This window comes from Nocardioides sp., assembly GCF_047607185.1.
Classification (GTDB): domain Bacteria; phylum Actinomycetota; class Actinomycetes; order Propionibacteriales; family Nocardioidaceae; genus Nocardioides.
The window spans coordinates 1-18,400 of the sequence record NZ_JASGDQ010000095.1; the positions used below are offsets into that span (position 1 = coordinate 1).

General features: G+C 70.1%; 24 protein-coding genes. 14 read left to right on the forward strand and 10 right to left on the reverse strand.

Annotated features, from left to right (window positions below):
* Positions 1-141 precede the first annotated feature (141 nt).
* A complete protein-coding gene (locus QM595_RS11360) occupies positions 142-384 on the forward strand; it encodes an RNA-binding S4 domain-containing protein (protein WP_415171665.1) in 243 nt (80 codons plus the stop codon).
* Positions 385-449: 65 nt separating this feature from the next.
* Here the strand turns inward: QM595_RS11360 and QM595_RS11365 are convergent, their stop codons facing one another.
* From QM595_RS11365 to QM595_RS11395, 7 genes are read right to left on the reverse strand one after another with little or no spacing between them, the layout of a single operon-like run.
* Entirely contained in the window at positions 450-818 is a 369-nt protein-coding gene (locus QM595_RS11365; protein ID WP_415171666.1) for an FKBP-type peptidyl-prolyl cis-trans isomerase, read from the reverse strand.
* A 36-nt stretch (positions 819-854) separates the two neighbouring features.
* A complete protein-coding gene (locus QM595_RS11370; protein WP_415171667.1) occupies positions 855-1,289 on the reverse strand; it encodes a CBS domain-containing protein in 435 nt (144 codons plus the stop codon).
* 50 nt (positions 1,290-1,339) lie between these two features.
* Positions 1,340-2,197, reverse strand: a complete 858-nt coding sequence (locus tag QM595_RS11375; RefSeq protein WP_415171668.1) for an inositol monophosphatase family protein — start codon at positions 2,195-2,197, stop codon at positions 1,340-1,342.
* A 9-nt stretch (positions 2,198-2,206) separates the two neighbouring features.
* Entirely contained in the window at positions 2,207-3,208 is a 1,002-nt protein-coding gene (gene rsgA / locus QM595_RS11380) for a ribosome small subunit-dependent GTPase A (protein ID WP_415171669.1), read from the reverse strand.
* 8 nt (positions 3,209-3,216) lie between these two features.
* Positions 3,217-4,515, reverse strand: a complete 1,299-nt coding sequence (aroA, locus tag QM595_RS11385) for a 3-phosphoshikimate 1-carboxyvinyltransferase (protein ID WP_415171670.1) — start codon at positions 4,513-4,515, stop codon at positions 3,217-3,219.
* Between the two features lie 10 nt (positions 4,516-4,525).
* Positions 4,526-5,077: a DoxX family membrane protein gene (locus QM595_RS11390; protein ID WP_415171671.1), complete on the reverse strand. Its 552-nt coding sequence runs from the start codon at positions 5,075-5,077 to the stop codon at positions 4,526-4,528.
* Positions 5,078-5,117: 40 nt separating this feature from the next.
* On the reverse strand, positions 5,118-7,820 hold the full coding sequence (locus QM595_RS11395; RefSeq protein ID WP_415171672.1) for a sigma-70 family RNA polymerase sigma factor: 2,703 nt from the start codon (positions 7,818-7,820) through the stop codon (positions 5,118-5,120).
* 154 nt (positions 7,821-7,974) lie between these two features.
* On the opposite strand from QM595_RS11395, the gene QM595_RS11400 reads away from it, so the two are divergent.
* The 11 genes from QM595_RS11400 (at position 7,975) to QM595_RS11450 (ending at position 14,564) form a co-directional block, all read left to right on the forward strand.
* Entirely contained in the window at positions 7,975-8,694 is a 720-nt protein-coding gene (locus tag QM595_RS11400) for a hypothetical protein (protein ID WP_415171673.1), read from the forward strand.
* Between the two features lie 201 nt (positions 8,695-8,895).
* A complete protein-coding gene (locus QM595_RS11405; RefSeq protein WP_415171674.1) occupies positions 8,896-9,309 on the forward strand; it encodes a hypothetical protein in 414 nt (137 codons plus the stop codon).
* Positions 9,309-9,806 (forward strand): calcium-binding protein, encoded by a 498-nt coding sequence (locus QM595_RS11410; RefSeq protein ID WP_415171675.1) that lies wholly within the window; start codon positions 9,309-9,311, stop codon positions 9,804-9,806. The genes QM595_RS11405 and QM595_RS11410 overlap by 1 nt, the downstream gene beginning before the upstream one ends.
* Positions 9,807-9,881: 75 nt before the next feature.
* The gene (locus QM595_RS11415) at positions 9,882-10,082 is read left to right on the forward strand and encodes an SOS response-associated peptidase family protein (RefSeq protein WP_415171676.1); all 201 of its coding nucleotides are present in this window, start codon (positions 9,882-9,884) and stop codon (positions 10,080-10,082) included.
* Between the two features lie 99 nt (positions 10,083-10,181).
* Positions 10,182-11,162, forward strand: coding sequence for a M12 family metallo-peptidase (locus tag QM595_RS11420; protein ID WP_415171677.1), 981 nt, complete (start codon positions 10,182-10,184; stop codon positions 11,160-11,162).
* Positions 11,159-11,722 (forward strand): hypothetical protein, encoded by a 564-nt coding sequence (locus QM595_RS11425; protein ID WP_415171678.1) that lies wholly within the window; start codon positions 11,159-11,161, stop codon positions 11,720-11,722. The genes QM595_RS11420 and QM595_RS11425 overlap by 4 nt, the downstream gene beginning before the upstream one ends.
* Before the next feature lie 184 nt (positions 11,723-11,906).
* Positions 11,907-12,641 (forward strand): SOS response-associated peptidase, encoded by a 735-nt coding sequence (locus QM595_RS11430; protein ID WP_415171679.1) that lies wholly within the window; start codon positions 11,907-11,909, stop codon positions 12,639-12,641.
* The gene (locus tag QM595_RS11435; RefSeq protein ID WP_415171680.1) at positions 12,641-13,288 is read left to right on the forward strand and encodes an alpha/beta family hydrolase; all 648 of its coding nucleotides are present in this window, start codon (positions 12,641-12,643) and stop codon (positions 13,286-13,288) included. The genes QM595_RS11430 and QM595_RS11435 overlap by 1 nt, the downstream gene beginning before the upstream one ends.
* Positions 13,289-13,357: 69 nt before the next feature.
* The gene (locus QM595_RS11440) at positions 13,358-14,092 is read left to right on the forward strand and encodes a sigma-70 family RNA polymerase sigma factor (RefSeq protein WP_415171681.1); all 735 of its coding nucleotides are present in this window, start codon (positions 13,358-13,360) and stop codon (positions 14,090-14,092) included.
* Complete coding sequence (gene rsrA, locus QM595_RS11445) at positions 14,089-14,388, forward strand: mycothiol system anti-sigma-R factor (protein WP_415171682.1); 300 nt, start codon at positions 14,089-14,091, stop codon at positions 14,386-14,388. The genes QM595_RS11440 and rsrA overlap by 4 nt, the downstream gene beginning before the upstream one ends.
* Positions 14,389-14,489: 101 nt before the next feature.
* Positions 14,490-14,564 (forward strand): 50S ribosomal protein bL37, encoded by a 75-nt coding sequence (locus tag QM595_RS11450; protein WP_370249596.1) that lies wholly within the window; start codon positions 14,490-14,492, stop codon positions 14,562-14,564.
* A 77-nt stretch (positions 14,565-14,641) separates the two neighbouring features.
* Here the strand turns inward: QM595_RS11450 and QM595_RS11455 are convergent, their stop codons facing one another.
* Both QM595_RS11455 and QM595_RS11460 read right to left on the reverse strand, forming a co-directional pair.
* Complete coding sequence (locus tag QM595_RS11455) at positions 14,642-14,884, reverse strand: hypothetical protein (protein WP_415171683.1); 243 nt, start codon at positions 14,882-14,884, stop codon at positions 14,642-14,644.
* Positions 14,885-15,037: 153 nt separating this feature from the next.
* Positions 15,038-15,820, reverse strand: a complete 783-nt coding sequence (locus tag QM595_RS11460; RefSeq protein WP_415171684.1) for a DUF2785 domain-containing protein — start codon at positions 15,818-15,820, stop codon at positions 15,038-15,040.
* Between the two features lie 88 nt (positions 15,821-15,908).
* Between QM595_RS11460 and QM595_RS11465 the strand changes: the two genes are divergently transcribed.
* Positions 15,909-17,390 carry a sensor histidine kinase gene (locus tag QM595_RS11465; protein ID WP_415171685.1) on the forward strand — a complete coding sequence of 494 codons (1,482 nt, stop codon included), beginning with the start codon at positions 15,909-15,911 and terminating at the stop codon, positions 17,388-17,390.
* A gap of 10 nt (positions 17,391-17,400) precedes the next feature.
* Here the strand turns inward: QM595_RS11465 and QM595_RS11470 are convergent, their stop codons facing one another.
* Entirely contained in the window at positions 17,401-17,655 is a 255-nt protein-coding gene (locus tag QM595_RS11470) for a WhiB family transcriptional regulator (protein WP_415171686.1), read from the reverse strand.
* A gap of 205 nt (positions 17,656-17,860) precedes the next feature.
* Between QM595_RS11470 and QM595_RS11475 the strand changes: the two genes are divergently transcribed.
* On the forward strand, positions 17,861-18,238 hold the full coding sequence (locus QM595_RS11475) for a hypothetical protein (protein WP_415171687.1): 378 nt from the start codon (positions 17,861-17,863) through the stop codon (positions 18,236-18,238).
* The last annotated feature ends 162 nt before the right edge of the window (positions 18,239-18,400 follow it).

Sequence of the window (18,400 nt, forward strand, 5' to 3'; positions counted from 1 at the left end):
AACTCGCCGCCTGGGCCAGCGCCACCAACGCCGACCAACGCCAAGTCGACTGGAGATTCACCACCGCCGACGCCCGCATCAAACTCCGACACCTATACCCGGTGCTTTAGGAGCGACACCCTACTAGTTAACTAGCGGCCCATGGACGAGGTTCCCATCCGCGACGGGTCGATCAGGCTCGGTCAGTTCCTCAAGCTTGCCAACCTGGTCGAGTCCGGCGCCGACGCCAAGCCCCTGATCGCGGCGGGCGAGGTGTCGGTCAACGGGTCGGTCGAGACCCGCCGCGGCCGGCAGCTCGTCCCCGGTGACGTGGTCGCGCTGGCCGACGGCCGTGCTGCGCGGGTGGTCGACGAGGCGTCGTACGACGACAACCTGCCGTGGTGATGCAGCGGGACGTCATGCGGATGGAGCAAGCCCTTGCTCCATCCGCATGACGTTGCGGGCTCGGGTCAGGACACGCCGAGCAGGTCGACGACGAAGATCAGGGTCTCGCCCGGCTTGATGACACCACCGGCACCGCGGTCGCCGTAGCCGAGGTGGGGCGGGATGACCAGCTGGCGGCGGCCGCCGACCTTCATGCCCTGCACGCCCTGGTCCCAGCCGGAGATGACCTGGCCGATGCCGAGCCGGAACTTCAGCGGCTCGCCGCGGTTGTAGGAGGCGTCGAACTCCTCGCCGGTGCTCAGCGCCACGCCGACATAGTGGACCGACACGACGTCGAGCTCCTTGGCCTCGGCGCCGTCGCCCTCGACGAGGTCGGTGATGACGAGGTCGGCGGGCGGGGTGGGGTCGACGAAGTCGATCTCGGGCTTCTCCATGGCCGCCAGCGTAGTGGAGCCTCTCAGAACGTGTTCTCAGCTCTGCCGCAGGTAGGAGTCGAGCTGGTCGCGCTCGAAGGTGAGCTGGTCGATGCGGTGCTTGACCAGGTCGCCGATGCTGACGATCCCGACCACGGTGTCGCCGTCGACGACCGGCAGGTGCCGGACCCGGCGCTCGGTCATCACCCCGAGCAGGTCCTCGAGCTGGTCCTCGGGGGAGCAGGTGGTCACCGCCGTGCTCATCAGCTGGCGCACCGGCGCCGCCACGGCCTCCTCGGCGCCGGCCGTATGCAGGTGGCGGACGACGTCGCGCTCGCTGACGATGCCGTCCATGCGGTCGCCGGCACCGACGATGCAGGCGCCGATGTTATGCCGAGCCAGCAGGGCCAGCAGCTCCTGCACCGTCGCCTCGGGGCTGATCGTGACGACCCCGTCGAGGGGCTTGTGAGCGAGTACCTCGGAGATGCGCATACCCCGACGCTAGCGCGCTTGTGAACTTGTGACCAGCCCCTCGGGGCGGGTCAGCGGCCGTGCAGCGGGGTGACGCTCCCGGGGCCGTGTGAGGGCCAGTCCGGGTCCGAGCCGTCGTCGGGCAGCGAGCCGAGGAAGGACAGCACCGCGTCGTGCAGGTGGGTGTTGGTGGCCAGCGCGTTGCCGCCCCACGGGCCCGGCTCCCCGGCCAGCGAGGTGAAGGTGCCCCCGGCCTCGGTGACGATCGGCACCAGCGCCGCCATGTCGTAGACCTCCAGCTCCGGCTCCGCGGCGATGTCCACCGCACCCTCCGCGAGCAGCATGTAGGACCAGAAGTCGCCGTAGCCGCGGGTGCGCCAGACCCGTCGCATCAACGCGAGCACGTCCTCGAGCCGGCCGCGCTCCTCCCAGCCACCGAGCGAGGAGTAGGCCAGCGAGGCGTCCTCGAGGCGGCGTACGTCGGAGACCTCGCACCGGGTCGCCTTCATCAGCGACCTCCCGGTCCAGGCTCCCTGGCCCTGGGCGGCCCACCAGCGCCGACCCAGCTGCGGCGCCGAGACGACGCTCATCACCACCTCGTCCTCGACCGCCAGCGCGATCAGGGTGGCCCACACCGGCACGCCGCGCACGTAGTTCTTGGTGCCGTCGATCGGATCGACGATCCAGCGTCGGCTCGACGACCCCGTCGAGCCGGTCTCCTCGCCGGTGATGGCGTCGCGGGAGCGGGTGCGGGACAGCGTGCGGCGGATCGACTCCTCGACGGCCCGGTCGGCGTCGCTGACCGGGGTCAGGTCGGGCTTGGCCATCACGTGCAGGTCGAGCGCCTTGAACCGATCGGAGCTGATCGAGTCGGCGTCGTCGGCCAGCAGATGCGCCAAGCGCAGGTCGTCGGTGTAGTCGTCGGCCACGGATGAAGGCTAGTACGCCGGCTCGGACCGGGCCGCCAGCAGCCGGCGGAACGAGGCCACCCGCTCGGGGTCGGCCTCGCCGGCCGCGACCGCGACGTCGAGGCCGCACTCGGGCTCGTCGTCGCCGTGGGTGCAGCCGCGCGGGCAGTCCTCGGTCATCTCGTCCAGATCGGGGAAGGCCTCGATGAGGTGCTCCGGCTCGACGTGGGCCAGGCCGAAGGAGCGGATGCCCGGGGTGTCGACGATCCAGCCGTCGTCGGATCCGGGGAGCGCCAGCAGGTAGGCGCTGGTCGAGGTGTGCCGGCCGCGTCCGGTGACGGCGTTGACGTGGCCGACCTCGCGATCCGCGTCCGGCACCAGCGCGTTGACCAGGGTGGACTTGCCGACCCCGGAGTGGCCGAGCAGCACGCTGGTCCGTCCCTGCAGCCGCTCGCGCAGCTCGGCCAGATCGCCGCCCTTGCGGGTGACCACCCACGGCACCCCGAGGCTGCGGTAGGTGACCAGCAGCGTCTCCGGGTCGGCCAGGTCGGCCTTGGTCAGGCACAGCAGCGGCGCCATCCCGGCGTCGTACGCCGCCACCAGGGCGCGGTCGATGAGCCGCGGTCGCGGCTCGGGGTCGGCGAGCGCGGTGACGACGACCATCTGGTCGGCGTTGGCGACGATGACCCGCTCGACCGGATCGTCGTCGTCGGCGGTACGGCGCAGCACCGTCGTGCGCGGCCGCACCTCGACGATCCGGGCCAGCGCCCCGTCGACCCCCGAGACGTCGCCGACCACCCGGACCCGGTCGCCGACCACCACGCCCTTGCGACCGAGCGGCCGGGCCTTGACCGCCCAGATCTCGCGCGCCTCGACGATGACCGTGAACCGGCCCCGGTCGACGGTGACGACCACCCCGTCGACGGCGTCGTCGTAGCTGGGACGCTCCTTGGTGCGCGGCCGGGTGCGGCGCCGGGGACGGTCGTAGTGCTCGACGTCCTGCTCGGTGTAGCGACCGGGGGAGCGTGCCATCTGGGCCCTCAGTGAATGGACGCTGCGAAGAGGGAGGCCCAGAACGGCGCGAAGTCGGTGAAGGTCTTGGCGGTGGTCTCGACGTTCTCCACGAGCACCCCGTCGACCGCGGCGCCCAGCACCACGCCGGCGTGGGCCATCCGGTGGTCGGCGTAGGTGTGGAACAGGCCGCCGCTGAGCCTGGCCGGGCGGATCTCGAGGCCGTCCTGATGCTCGGTCACGTCGGCACCGAGACCGGTGAGCTCGGTGGCGAGTGCGGCGAGCCGGTCGGTCTCGTGGCCGCGGATGTGGGCGATGCCGCGCAGGTGGCTCGGGGTGGTGGCCAGCGCGCATAGCGCCGCGAGGACGGGGGTCAGCTCGCCGACGTCGTGCAAGTCGGCGTCGATGCCCCGCAGCTCATCGGGCCCGGTGACGGACAGGCCGTCGGCGGTGAGCTCGACGTGACAGCCCATCTGCTGCAGCAGGTCGCGCAGCGCGTCGCCGGGCTGGGTGGTCTGCCGTGGCCAGTCCCGGACGGTCACGGTGCCGCCGGTGACCGCGGCCAGGCCGAGGAAGGGGCCGGCGTTGGAGAGGTCGGGCTCGATGAGGTGGTCGACGGCCTTGACCGGGCCGGGGTGGACGACCCAGCGGTTCGGCTCAGCGTCATCGACCTCGACGCCGTGCTCACGCAGCATCGCCACGGTCATCTCGATGTGAGGCAGGCTGGGCACAGGCTTGCCGTCGTGGCGCACGTCGACCCCGGCGTCGTACCTCGCGCCGGCGAGCAGCAGCGCCGAGACGAACTGCGAGGACTCGCTGGCGTCGATCGTCACCACGCCGCCGGGCACCGAGCCGGTGCCGTCGATGGCGAAGGGCAGTCCTTGACCGTGCACGCAGACTCCGAGGCTGCGCAAGGCATCGAGAATGCGCCCGACCGGCCGCTGCCGCATGTGCTCGTCGCCGTCGAAGGCCACGAGGCCGTCGTGGAGCGCTGCGACCGGCGGCACGAATCGCATCACCGTGCCGGCCAGCCCCACGTCGATGGTGGCGCTGAACGCGCGGTGCTGCGGCTCGGGCTCGATGATCTCGGCCGGCGTGACCTCCCAGTCCTCACCCGAGGTGTCGACCCGGGAGCCCAGCGCGGTCAGCGCCTGTGCCATCAGCAGCGAGTCCCGCGACCTGAGCGCGCGTCGTACCACCGAGGGGCCGTCGGCGATGGCCGCCAGCAGCAGCGCACGGTTGGTCAGCGACTTGCTGCCGGGCAGCGTGACGACGGCGTCGACCGGACCACGAGCATGCGGAGCGGGCCAGGGATCGCTGATCGTCACAGGCAGGAGGCTAGCGCTGGATGGCCTGCCGTGCCTGCAGGGCGAGAACCTTGGCCTCCTTGCGAGCGACCCGGACCTCCTGACGAGCGGCGCGGCGGGCGTCGAGAGCCGCGTGCCGCAGCCGCCAGCGCACCCCCGGTCGGTCCTCGGTGTCCCACGCCGCGATGACCAGGCCGCCGAGGACCGAGAGGTTCTTGGCGAACTGGAGCTGCTGCTGGCTTCTGGCCGCCGGGTCGGTCTCCCGCCAGAAGGCGTGACCGGCGAGGGTCGTCGGGACCAGCGTGCCGGCGAGCACCGCCGCCGAGGTCCGCGGCGCCCGGCCGGTGGCGAGGGCGAGCGCTGCCGCCAGCTGGACGCCGGCATTGACGCGCACCCAGAACGTCGGCTCCTCGGGCAGCGCGATCCCGGTGCGCAGCGCCGCGCGTCGTACCGGTGTCACGACCCGGTCGAGGAGCCAGTCGGCACGCTTGGCGGGCCCCTCCGGGTCCTTGAGCGCCTTGGCCGGGCCGACCACGAAGATCGAGGAGAGCAACGGCCGTGCCACGAGTCTGCTGATCGTCATGTCTCAAGTGTGCCCGCAACACCCACGTCGGAAACGCCCTCTAGGGGAGGATCCCGACGGAGGTGTCGTCGCCCGTGGTGGTGTCGACGAAGTCGGTCGCCGTCACCGTCGCGGTCAGCGAGTCGGCGTAGACGTCGATATGGCTGATCTCGACGCCGTTCGCGGCAGCGTCCAGGTCGCACTCCAGGGTGTAGGTGCTGCCGGACACCGACCAGCCGCCGCAGCCGGACAGCTCGATGAGATGGTAGGGACCCCACGAGGAGAAGCCCTCGATCACGACCTCGACGTGAGCGTGTCGGCCCTGGGGGATGCCGTGGACGACGAATTCGGAGGCCAGATAGGCGTTGGCCGGCGGGGTGTGCTCGTTGGTGATCGACAGCGCCGACTCCGGGGTCTGTACGTCGACGGTGAGGGTGCCGGTGGTCTGGGCACCGAAGCCGTCGGCCACGACATAGTCGAGCGTCTCGACGCCGTCGAAGGCGGGGTCCGGCTCGTAATGGACCTTGCCGTTGACGACCGTCGCCGTCCCGTGGGCGGCACCGGTCACCGAGACCAGGGTGAGCGGATCGCCGTCGGGATCGGTGTCGTTGGCGAGCACGTCGACGGTCACCGACCGGTCGCCGGTGGTCCCGGTGGTGGCCTGGTCGGGATCGGCCAGCGGGGCGTGGTTGGGCTCGACAGTGACGTGGACGGTGCCGGTCGTGGTGTCGGCGCCGTCGGAGAGCGTGTAGGTGAACGAGTCCGGGCCGTCGTACGACGCCTGCGGGGTGTAGGTCAGCGTGTCGCCGTTCCTCACGACGGTGCCGTGGCCGGGCTGGGTGCCGATGGCCAGGGTGAGGTCGTCGTTGTCGGGGTCACTGCCCAGGTCGGCTAGGTGCAGGGTGAGGGATTCCTGGAAGCCGGTGGTCACGGCCGGGCTGGTCGCGACCGGGGCGAGGTTGGGGAACAGCCCGATCTCGACGCTCAGCGTCGCGGTGGCGGTGCCGCCGTGGCCGTCGTCGACCTGGTAGTCGAGCGAGTCGGTGCCGGCGTAGCCGACGACCGGCCGGTAGCGCAGCAGGCCACCGTCGATCCTCGCCTCGCCGTGCTGCGGGGCTCGGGTGATCGTCGGGGTGAGCGGGTCGCCGTTCGGGTCGGCGTCGTTGGCGAGCACGTCGACGCTCGTCCACGGTCCCGTCGCGGTCCGCGCGAGATGCACCTTGACGCTGTCGGCGCCGGCCACCGGAGGCCTGTTGGGCGTGGCGACGTCGACGGTGCCCCGTACGGTGTCGCCGCCCACGTCGGCGAGCACGTAGACGATGGTCTCGGTGCCGCGCCAGGAGGGCTGCGGAGTGTAGACGATGCTGTCCCGAGCCGTCCGCCTGCCGACGGCGACCTCCCGCGCGCTGCGGTTGGCCCCGACGACCGTGACGGTGCCGTGCTTGACGGCACCCTTGATCCTGGCGGATCGCACGGTGAGCTGGCCGCCGTCGGGGTCGACGGCGCCCTTGGTCAGGTCGATGGTGATGGCGTCGCTGCCGGCCGGCAGCGTGACCGTGCCGAGGGGCTTCCTGATGATCGGCGCCCGCTCCGCGGACTGGCTCGCGGCGGTCGTCGTCGTGCTCGTGGGAAGTGATGTCGACGGCGCGATCACCGGCGTGACCGGAGTGGTCCGGCTCGGCTCGACGTCGGGCGTGGTGCCGGTGCTCGCCGGCGGCTCGGCAGGCGGCTGAGTGGATGGCTGGGCCGGCGGTGAGGCGACGCTGGCCGATGCCCCCGTCGCCGGCGCGGCCTCCGGACGGGCGTCGCCCGAGAACGCCTGCAGCCCGCCGGCAACCGCGACGGCGAGCACCGCCGCGGCGGCGACGCCACCGGTGGCACGACCGGCCGGGTTGTGCAGCACCCAATCCTTGCCGCGGTCGAGCACCGCCAGGAAGCCGACCTTGGCGGCGACCCCGGAGGCGGCGAGATAGCCGGCGCCGGCGCTGCCCAGCAGCAGCGGCGCCAGCAGCGCACCCAGGTCGGAGTTGACCTCGGTGAGCTCGAGGTAGATGGCGCTACAGGGGCGGCACTCCTGGAGGTGGTCCTCCACCTTGGCCGAGTCCCGCTTCGAGATGCCGCCGCGGATGTAGGCGCCCAGCCGGGCGCGGGTCGTCGCGCAGGCGTCCTCCACGGCGTCCTGGGCGTGCATCGAGATGAACGCCTCGCGCAGTCCTTCGCGGGCGCGGTAGGCGAGCGCGGAGACCGAGTTGGCGCTCATGCCGAGCAGCATCGCGACCTCGGCCGGCTTCTGGCCCTCTACCTCGGTGTGCCACAGCACCTGCTGCCACCGCTCCGGCAGCGACGCGAACGCCCTCGCGGCGGTCTCGTTCTCGAAGCCCGCCACGGCGGTGTCCTCGAACGGCACCCCGGGGTCGTACGGCGTCAGGTCGTCGGTCGTCTGGAGCCGGGCCGAGCCCCGCAGCTTGTCGACGTGCAGGCGTCGTACCGACGTCAGCAGATAGGCCCGGAATGCCAGATCCGGGCCGCCGCCTCGCTGCAGCACCGAGAGCACCTTGGCGAACGCCTCGGAGACCAGGTCGTCGACGTCGCCGGCCGACACCAGCTGCCGAGCGAGCCGCCGGGCGGCGTCCACGTGGCGCGTGAACAGCTCGCCATAGGCGTCGAGATCGCCGCCGCGAACCGCTGAGATGAGCTCGGCGTCGCCGGGCTCGTCGAGGAGCGCGCCAAGGTCCGGCAGCGCACCGGGCGTCGGGTCGGTCACAGTGCTATTGACGCACAAAGTGCCACGTCATGACGAGCTGACGAAACTTTCTGCCTCGGATCGCGTCATGGGCGCTACGGTCGTCCGTCTCCTCCCCGTACGGCTCCTCATGGGGACGGGGCCGTATCGCGAGGACGGCGAAAGGGTGAGGGTGGTGGGACTGTTCTCCGCACGGCGACGTTCCATCCGGGGGACTCACGCCCGACTCGCGGCGAGCTTCGAGCTGTCGGAGGAGCAGCGGGCGGCCCTGCCGCCGCGCTTCGAGGCAGTGGGGGAGGCGCTCGCCGCGAGGTCGTCCGTGATCGAGGCGTGCTGGGTGGCCGGCCGTGACCTGGCGGACATGGGGGTCTCGCTGGGGGAGAGCCTGGAGGGGCTCCGGTCGACCACCCGGCTCGTCGCGTCTCGTGACCCGTCCTTCGAGGAGTGCCAGGTCCTCTCCAGGTCCTGGTCGGAGGCGACTCTCGGCTATCTCCACGGTCTCTCCTGCGCCGACCCGCTCACCGGCCTGGCGACGCTGGCCCACATCCGCGAGCGGATCGCCGAGCTCTACCGCGACGCCCAGCTCGACGCCCGCTCCCACGCGCTCGTGGTGGCGGAGGTGCGCCGCCCGCCCCACCTCGACCAGCTCGCCTCGGCCCGCCGGCTGACGCTCGTCGGTCACGCCGCCCGCGCGGTGTTCGCCGGCCAGGAGGCCATCGGTCAGGTCGGTCCCACCCGCGTCGTGGTGGTGGCGCCGCGCGACGAGTCGTTGCCGGCCCGGGTCGGGCTGCTGCGACGGATGGTCGAGGACCGCGCCGACCGGGTCTGGATCGAGGGCCTACCCGGCTCCGACGCCTCGGCCGCGCAGCTGCTCGACGAGCTCGCCCGCGTCTGACGACGGCTCGGGCTCCGCGACCAGCGCCCGGAACGACGAGACGGCGTGGTCCACCTCGGAGTACCCTCGGTTCGTCGAACAACTCGCACGCGCCTCGGCGGAACCCTGCACGGTCACTGAAGGTTTGACTGATTTTGACTGCTAGACACAATTGACGGATGCTCGTAGCACGACGAAGTCGTCTCTCTGGAAGGAACCGAGATGGGGGCTCGACAGGTCTGGAAGTTGGCGGCACCGATGGGCTTCGCGGTTGTTGCCGCGCCACTCGGGTTCGCGGTCGCGCAGGCCGCTTCGGGCGGGCAGTCGATTGAAGCGGTCGTGGCTGTTTCTCCGACGGTTCCGACCAACCCCCAGCCGGACGTGCATCTGGAGCCCAACGAGGTCACCCCGGCCGAGGTCGACGTTGAAGCGCTGGCGAAGTCGGCGGTCCCGCTCAGTGAGTGCCCTGAGGCGCTTGAGTTCCTGACCAGCCCTGACGTGGTGGCGTTCACCGAGAGGTACTTTGGACAGCCACTTTCGCCAGATCAGAAGCTGCTAGGAGGTTGCCCGGACGTCGATGAGTTGAAGGCTGCTTACGCGGAGGCTCAGCAGCGGGTCGCCGGAGGCAAGCAGTGATGCGCCGCGGATTGCTGGGGGCGGTAGCCGGGCTGGTGTTCGGGCTGCTTGGCGGCGTTGCTTACGCTGCGGTCATCACTGGGACATCAGGTCCCGACACTTTGTCGGGGACCAGCGGCAGTGACCAGATCTACGGCTACCAGGGAATCGACACCATCAATGCGCTCGACGGTCAGGACTACGCGGAGGGCAACGCTCAAGGCGACTTCGTCGGCGGTGGCGCCGGCGACGACACCTACGTCGACGGCAGCGGTAACTACGTCGGCTTGATGGGCGGTGTGGGCAATGACTCCGTCGATGGCAAAGATGGTGGCGACGTCGTTTACGGAGGCACAGGTTCGGACACCCTCCGCGGGGGTGCAGGCAATGACATCGTTGTGGCGTGGGACGACACCGAGGCTGACAGTTTTTGGGGTGAGGGCGGGACGGACTTCTGCTACTTCACCATGTGGCTCGACAGTCCACAGAACTCGTGCGAGTACGTCGACTACACCTGATTTTTTTTAGTTCGCGTCACTGTCGTTAGCCACGGCCGCTGCAACGGAGATAGCCCTGAGTGGATACTGAGGATCATGTGTGGGCGCTACGCCTCCAGCCGCGACGCCGGCGACCTGGTCGACGAGTTCGAGGTGGACCAGCTGCGGATCGACGCGCTGCTGCCCAAGAGCTGGAATGTCGCGCCGACCGACCCGGTCTATGCCGTCCTCGACCGGCCGCCGAGGCCGGATCGGCCGCGGGAGCGGCAGCTGCGGGAGCTGACCTGGGGATGTTGACCGGACTAAGCGGCGACACGCCGCGGACGATCTCCTGACGTCGCTCGGCGGGACATAGATCTCATTCATCGGCAGGGGCTGCGGTGAAGGAGACGAGCGATGGGCGGGTCAAAGGCAGAGTTGCCTCGGTGGGGCGCGGTGGTGGAGTGCGACGGGCCGGCAGGGTGGCTGATCGTCGACGAGGAGGGGACGGCTGGCTCGGAGAGATCCAAGGACTCCAGACCAGCCTCGACGCCGCAGTGGCCAAGATGGCCGCGCTCGACCGCGCTGAGCAACGACGAGACGGCGTTGTCCACCTCGGAGTACCCGGCGCTGTTCTCCGAATCCTTCCCAGGAGGGCTTGACGGGCTACGCTCGCTCTGTGAGCGGCCTGTGGACAGGCTCTTGGGGCAGCCGATGCGATCTTGGACGCTGAAGATAGTCGACTCGGCCGCCGCGACGTTGCCGGCCGCGTTTGTAGTGTCGTTCCCGGTGCCTGCCTCGGCAGATCACGTTTACGGAACGTACCCGAGCCGTGGATACATCTGGATGGCTCGAACCACGACGGCTGGTATCTGGCTTGCGTCGACCTCATGCAACCCACGTGAGTTGGGTGCTTACGACAGAGTCAAGGCCTCGACAACCTTCCCGAACAAGTGGCCGAACGGCATTGACATGCATCGGCAGAACTGCGACGGCTCGGTGAACAACACCACCGACATCAAGCTCAGCTACGAGCCAGCGTCGAACTTCATTCAGGCAGACGGCACGCCCTACGGCGGCTGGAATGAGCACAAAGCAGCGACTTCGGCGTGGTGTGCATACTGGGGAGTTGCATACCCCTGCGGAACCCATGCTGCTGTCGTTCATCTGAATCAGGCCAGGTTCGGTTCGTCGAACTATTCGCACGAGTACCGCGAACGCCTCATCATGCACGAGACCGGCCATTCTCTCGGGCTCGCTCACCACTGCAGTTCCGACTCGATCATGAACGATGGAACCTCCGGTTGTCATGGTGGCCGCTGGACTCAGGTGATGAGTTATCAGGTCACCGACAAGGACGGCATCCGCAACGTCTATCCGAACTGGATGTACCCGTGATGGCGCTGAACGAGAAGACCGTCCGAACCCCGGCAGTTGTTGCCGCCGCGGTGCTGGTAGCGCTGTTCGTCCTCGGGGGCTGCGGGTCGCAGCGTGGGACCGACAGCGCCGAGGACCCCACCGCCCCGTCGACTGATTCCTCCAACGCACCAGGAGCCCACGACGGCACGACATGTCGAGAACTCCTTGATTCAGGCTGGAAGCCACCAGCCGCCGAGCCCGATGTGTCCTGGGACCCCTCCACTGGCGAGGCCACATTCATCCTTGGGGACGAAGTCGTCGAGTTGGTCGACGTACGCGATGAAGAATGCGTCAAGGTCCCGTTCCTCGGCGGGCTGATTCAGACGATATTGGCTGGCGCGGAGACGGACTTGGAGTCCGAGTGCGCGAGCGCCGTGGACTCAATGCGTTCCGGAAGCATTCCCTCGCGTGAGGGATACAGTCCTGGTCCGGATGCACTCGCCACCTACATCAGGGCTACCTGTCCGGAGAAGTACACATCGCAACTTGACGACATTATCCGGTCGGTTGAGCCGTCGGCCTCGGCCACCACGAGTTGACGACCGCTATCCGGGCTACCCTCGGCGTGGCATCCAGCGACTCGGCGGAACCCTGCGCGGTCCCTGAAGGTTTGGCGGTGCTTGAGGTGGATTGACCGCCAAACCTTCAGTGGTTGGAGGATGGGCGGTACCGGTACGCCGCGCGCAGCAGGCGGGATTGGTCAGCGATTCTAGGCTTGGCGCCATGTGTGGGCGCTACGCCTCCAGCCGCGACGCCGGCGACCTGGCCGACGAGTTCGAGGTGGACCAGCTGCGGATCGACGCGCTGCTGCCCAAGAGCTGGAATGTCGCGCCGACCGACCCGGTCTATGCCGTCCTCGACCGGCCGCCGAGGCCGGACCGGCCGCGGGAGCGGCAGCTGCGGGAGCTGACCTGGGGACTGGTGCCGTCATGGGCGAAGGACGCGAGGATCGGGAGCCGGCTGATCAACGCCCGGATGGAGACGGTGGCGGACAAGCCGGCCTTCAAGCGGGCCTTCGCCGCCAAGCGGTGCCTGCTGCCGGCCGACGGCTACTACGAGTGGTACGAGACCGAGCAGCCGGCGACCGGCAAGGCCGGCCGGCGTGCCAAACAGCCCTTCTTCATCAGGCCGGCCGACGGTGGCGTGCTCGCCATGGCGGGGCTCTACGAGATCTGGCGCGATCCGAGGAGACCCGACGACGACCCGCACCCGTTCCGGTGGACCTGCACCATCATCACCACCAACGCCGAGGACTCGCTGGGCCGCATCCACGACCGGATGCCGCTCATGGTCGAGCGCGAGCGCTGGGACGAGTGGCTCGATCCCACGACGCCGGCCACCCTGGATCTGCTGGTGCCGGCCGCGCCGGGGCGGCTGACCGCTTACCCTGTCACGACCCTGGTCAACAACGTCAAGAACAACGGGCCCGAGCTCGTCGAGCCGCTGGAGGTGTCGTGATGGTCGACGCGATCTCGACGGTCAAGACGCCGTACGGCGTCGGCCGACTGGTCACCCGGCGAGCCCGCAAGCCGGTGGCGACGCTGCTGGTCAGCCACGGCGCCGGCAAGGGTATCGACTCCGGCGACCTGCTGGCGCTCACCGTCGCCCTGCCCCGGCAGGGGATCAGCGTTGCTCGGTTCGAGCAGCCCTGGAAGGTGGCCGGGCGCCGGATCGCCTCGCCGCCGGCCACTCTCGACGCCGGACTGGTCGCCGCCGCCAACTGGATGCGGGTGCGCACCCCGCTGGTGGTCGGCGGCCGCTCCGCCGGGGCCCGGTCGGCCTGCCGGGTCGCCAGATCGCTCGGCGCGAGCGGCTGCCTGGCGCTGGCCTTCCCACTCCATCCGCCCGGCCAGCCCGAGAAGTCCCGGGTCGAGGAGTTGCGCGAGGCGAAGGTGCCGACGCTGGTCGTCCAGGGGGAGCGGGACGCCTTCGGCGCCCCCGAGGAGCTCCCCGAGCTGCCCGACGTCGACCTCGCCGTCGTCCCGGGCGCCGACCACGGCTTCAGAGTCGCCAAGTCCGGCCCGGTGAGCCAGGTCGAGGCCCACGAGATCGTGGTCGAGTCGGTGCTGGAGTGGCTGGTGCGCGAGATCGTCGGCGCCCGCTGACGGCCACGCGATTCGGTGGGGTCCCGAGCCGGGGGGAATGCCCGCGCGGCGTACCGCGTTTCCCCCGTCGTGACCGCATTGCTCGATCGTCCCCGGACCGCGCCGGAGCGCGTAGGCTGGTCGGCGATGACTAGCTCACCTGAGGGACCTCTGGACGATCTCGCCGACGCCTTGCTGGCCGAGGCCGACCCGGTCGATCCCGCCACCGAGACCGAGGCGGAGCGCTCGCTCCGATTCGAGCGCGACGCGCTGCCCTTCCTCGACCAGCTCTACTCCGCCGCGATGCGGATGACCCGCAACCCGGCCGACGCCGAGGACCTGGTCCAGGAGACCTTCGCGAAGGCCTACTCCTCCTTCCACCAGTTCCGGCCCGGCACCAACCTCAAGGCGTGGCTCTACCGCATCCTGACCAACACCTTCATCAACACCTACCGCAAGAAGCAGCGCCAGCCGCAGCTGGCGCTCGCCGGCGACACCGGTGACGTGGAGGACTGGCAGCTCGCCCGCGCCGAGGCGCACACCTCGACCGGCCTGAAGTCGGCCGAGATGGAGGCGCTGGAGCACCTGCCCGACTCACAGGTGAAGGACGCGCTGCAACGGCTGCCGGAGGAGTTCCGGATGGCGGTCTACCTCGCCGACGTCGAGGGCTTCGCCTACAAGGAGATCGCCGAGATCATGGACACCCCCATCGGCACGGTGATGTCGCGGCTGCACCGCGGTCGTCGCCAGCTGCGTGACCTGCTGTCGGACTATGTGCGGGAGAACGACCTCCTCCCCGTCGGCTTCCGGGAGGACGAGTCATGAGCCACACCCACGATGACGAGGACATGCCCTCGGCCGCGGAGTGCGCCGACTTCCTAGAACAGATCGTCTACTTCATCGACAACGAGCTCGCCGAGGCCGACTGCGCCGCGGTGCGCGAGCACCTGGACTCCTGCAACCCGTGCCTGCAGCGCTACGACCTGCAGCGCACCGTCAAGGCGGTCGTCGCCCGGTCCTGCGCCGAGGCGGCTCCGGCCGACCTGCGCAGCAAGGTGATGCTGCGACTGCAGCAGGTGCGCGTCGAGATCACCTCGCAGACCACCCGGACCAACTCGTAGGCTACTAACCCGGCCTGATTCGCGCTCCGCGCTCGAGTTTGAGAGACTGATCCTCGGCCCGTGTCACGGGCAGCATCGCCGACGGGCCACAGGAGGAGACCATGGGCAAGACCGGCCGCAAGCGCCGTGCGCGTCGCAAGAAGGGCGCCAACCACGGCAAGCGTCCCAACTCCTGATCGCTGATCGAGAGTTGCAGCCAGAAGGCCCCGCGCATCGCGGGGCCTTCTGTCATGTCCGGGACGAGTTCCTCGTCCTAGTTGGACAGCTTGTCCCGGGCCTCGTCGGCCTTCTCGCGGGCCAGATCGGTGATCTGGTCCTTCGCGTCGACGAGATGCTCCTTGACCTCCTTGAGCTGCTCCTTGGCCTGGCTGACGTCGACCTTCGACAAGGCGTCGTCCGCGACATCGCGGACCCGGTCCATGGTGTCCTTGTCCATGAGCCTGTAGATGACGTAGCCGATGGCACCGGCCGCGACGAGAGCGGTGATCACCTTCATGGCTCTTCCTTTCTTGAGGAGGGCGGGTTCACCTACCTTCTTACCCCCTGCACCCAGCTTCATGCGCCCCTCCTGCCGGACAGGCCTGGTTGACCCGAGGCCGAGCCGCCGTAGCGGCTGCCGCGTTAGCCGCAGGCCGGCCGGCCAGTAGGGCTACAGCCCGGGGTTGGTGGCCCGCAGCCCGTCGATGACCTCCAGGATCAGGTCGGCACGGACCTCCGGCGGCTGCGGCGCCAGCGCGAGCTGCAGGTAGAGCGAGCGGAGGAACGACTGCACGTTGGGATGGTCGCCGGAGAAGACCAGCCGCTGCAGCCAGGGCTCCAACGCCGCCAAGGTGATCAGGTCGCGACGCAGCACCGCCATCGCCGCCGCCGCCAGCCGGTCGGGCTCGACCAGTGCGAAGACCGTCTCGGTGCGCGCCATCACCCGGTCCGCGACCACGTCGAGGATCACCGAGAGCTCCGGCGGGCCGACATGGGGGGAGCGCGCCAGGGTGGCCAGCGCGTCGCCGGCATGGGAGATCGCCCGGGCCTGCTGGCGCAGGTCGCGCTCGCGCAGCAGCCAGGTCGCCAGCCGGTCGCCCCACTCCAGCACCTTGGCAGCGGGCAGCAGCTGCTTCTCGTTGTCACGAGCCAGGCAGCCGGCCAGCACGATCGCCGAGCCGGCCCGGCGGTAGACGCTGTCGGTGCCGCGCTCGCCGAGCCCGATGCCCAGCCCGGCGGCCATGCCGTCGCCCAGCCCGGCCAGCAGGTCGTCGTAGACGCCGCGCTGAATCCAGGTGATCAGCGTCGGCACGGCGATGCCCTCGCGCTTCTCCCGGTCCGGATCGCCCAGCATCCTGGTCAGCTCGGCGGTCAGCTCGGCCAGCGGCCGGTCCGACGGGACGGCGAGCCCGGTCGCCCGGACCTCCTCCCAGTAGGACCCTGACGTTGCCATGAGGCCATTGTCTCAGACCCCCATCGAGGCTGTCCGGCGCTCCCGGGGACTTGGGACGGTCCCAGGCCCGGGCCCCTAGGCTGGTGCCGTGCCGACCCTGGGCGAGCTGGTAAGCAGCCATACCGATCTCGACGAGGCCGACGTCGCCTGGCTGCAGCTGCTCCAGGCCGACTGGCAGATCATCGCCGACCTCTCCTTCGCCGACCTGGTGCTCTGGCTCCCGGATGCCGCCGGACGGGGGTTCTGGGCAGCAGGCCAGATGCGGCCCACCACCGGCCCCACGGCGTACGTCGACGACGTCCTCGGCACCTTCGTCCCGACTGGTCGCCGGCCGCTCCTCGACGAGGCGTACGCCGCCGGGCGGCTGGTCCGCGAGGGCGACCCGGAGTGGCGGGATGAGGTCCCGGTGCGGGTCGAGGTGATCCCGGTACGACGGGCCGGCCGGGTGATCGCGGTGATCGCGCGCAACACCAACCTGCTCGGCGTACGCACCCCCTCCAGGCTGGAGCTGACCTATCTGCAGACCGCCTCCGACCTCACCCAGATGATCGCCGGCGGCTACTTCCCGAGCCTCGGGCCGCGCAGCGACCACGCCGACACGCCGCGGGTGGGCGACGGCGCGATGCGGGTCGACGCCGCCGGCCAGGTGGAGTACGCCAGCCCCAACGCATTGAGCGCCTACCGCCGCCTGGGCCTCTCCGGCGACCTGGCCGGGCTCTCGCTCGCCGACACCACCCGGCAGCTGATCCCACCCAAGCGCCGCCCCGACGAGGAGACCCTGAGCGCTGTCCTCAGCGGCCGCGCCCATCGCGACACCGAGATCGGCACCGACCAGGTCGCGCTGATCGTGCGGGCGATCCCGCTACGGCCCGAGGGCCGGCACATCGGCGCTCTGGTGCTGGTCCGCGACGTCACCGACCTACGCCGCCGCGACCGCGAGCTGGTGACCAAGGACGCCACCATCCGCGAGATCCACCACCGGGTCAAGAACAACCTGCAGACCGTGGCGGCGCTGCTGCGGCTGCAGGCGCGCCGGATCGACTCACCCGAGGCGAGGACCGCGCTGGAGGAGGCGGTACGCCGGGTCGGCTCGATCGCGATCGTCCACGAGACGCTGAGCCAGTCGGTCGAGGAGGAGGTGGAGTTCGACGAGATCGCCGACCGGATCGGCGGGGCCCTGGGCGAGGTCGGCGGCCTCGGCGCGACCGTGCGGGTACGCCGCGAGGGCTCTTTCGGTGGGCTCGCCTCGGAGGTGGCGACGCCGCTGGCGATGGCGCTGACCGAGCTGCTCCAGAATGCCGTCGAGCACGGCTACCCGGAGTCCACCACGTCAGGTCACGACGGCGAGGGGCTGATCGTGCTCTCGGTGCGGCGGGAGCCAGACCGTCTCGTGGTGACGGTCGACGACGACGGCCGCGGCCTGCCGGAGGGCTTCGACCTGGCCACTTCCACCAACCTCGGGCTCTCGATCGTCGGCACGCTGGTGGAGTCGGAGCTGGGCGGCGAGCTGCGGCTGGGCAACCGGTCGGGCGCACGCGGGGCCCGGGCCGAGATCACCCTCCCGACGTGAGACGTCGGGCTCAGACGTTGGTGCGGACTCGGGCGCGGGCGTTGCGCCGCTTGAGAGCGCGGCGCTCGTCCTCCGACAGGCCGCCCCACACGCCGTGGTCCTGTCCCGCCTCGAGCGCCCACTGCAGGCATTGGTCGCGCACTTCGCAGCGGCGACAGACGGCCTTGGCCTCCTCGATCTGCAGGATCGCGGGGCCGGTGTTCCCGATCGGGAAGAACAGCTCCGGGTCCTCGTCGAGACACGCCGAACGGTGGCGCCAATCCATGGCTGGGAGATCCCTCTTCTCTACATACGTTTGCGTGCAGTCGCTGGATTGCAGCGCTGCCGGGCTCGGGGCACGTTTGTGAGCGCCTTCACGAGCGCCCTCATAGAGTTCCAATTAATCGCGCGTTAAACAAGGGGCTGCGGTGGTGTGTTTCGTCACCGAGTCACCGGGAATGCGCGGGTCACACTCCCCGTAGGGTAGCCCGGTGACCCCAACACGACCACTGTCGCTGACGCTCGCGGCCGGTCTGGTCGGGCTGCAGGCGTTGGCGCTGCTCGGCTGGGCGGTCGGCGAGCTGGTCAACCTCGACTCGTCCCGCGCCGAGATGGCCGTGACCACGGCCGTCTTCTTCCTGGCGTACGCCGGCGGGCTGGCGCTGTGCTGCCGCGGCCTGGTGCGCCGGTCCTCGTGGGCGCGCAGTCCGGTGGTGCTCACCCAGTTCATCAGCCTCGGGGTCGCCTGGAACTACAAGAACACCCCGCTGGTCGCCGTACCTCTTGCGGTGATCGCGCTGGTCACGCTCGTCTGCATCTTCGCGCCGGCCAGCCTGGCCGCGCTGGAGCCGGACCCGGACGAGGTGTGACGCAGAGCGCGTTCGAGAACTCGGAGGCGCCGGCTCCGCGCCGCCCATCGCACGCCCTGGCTGCGTTGTCGTCGGTCGCCATGCCTCCGGCATGGCTCCCTCCTCCGCCTTGCCATGACGCACGCTGGACAACGCCGAGCTCGACGCCGAGTTCTCAAACAC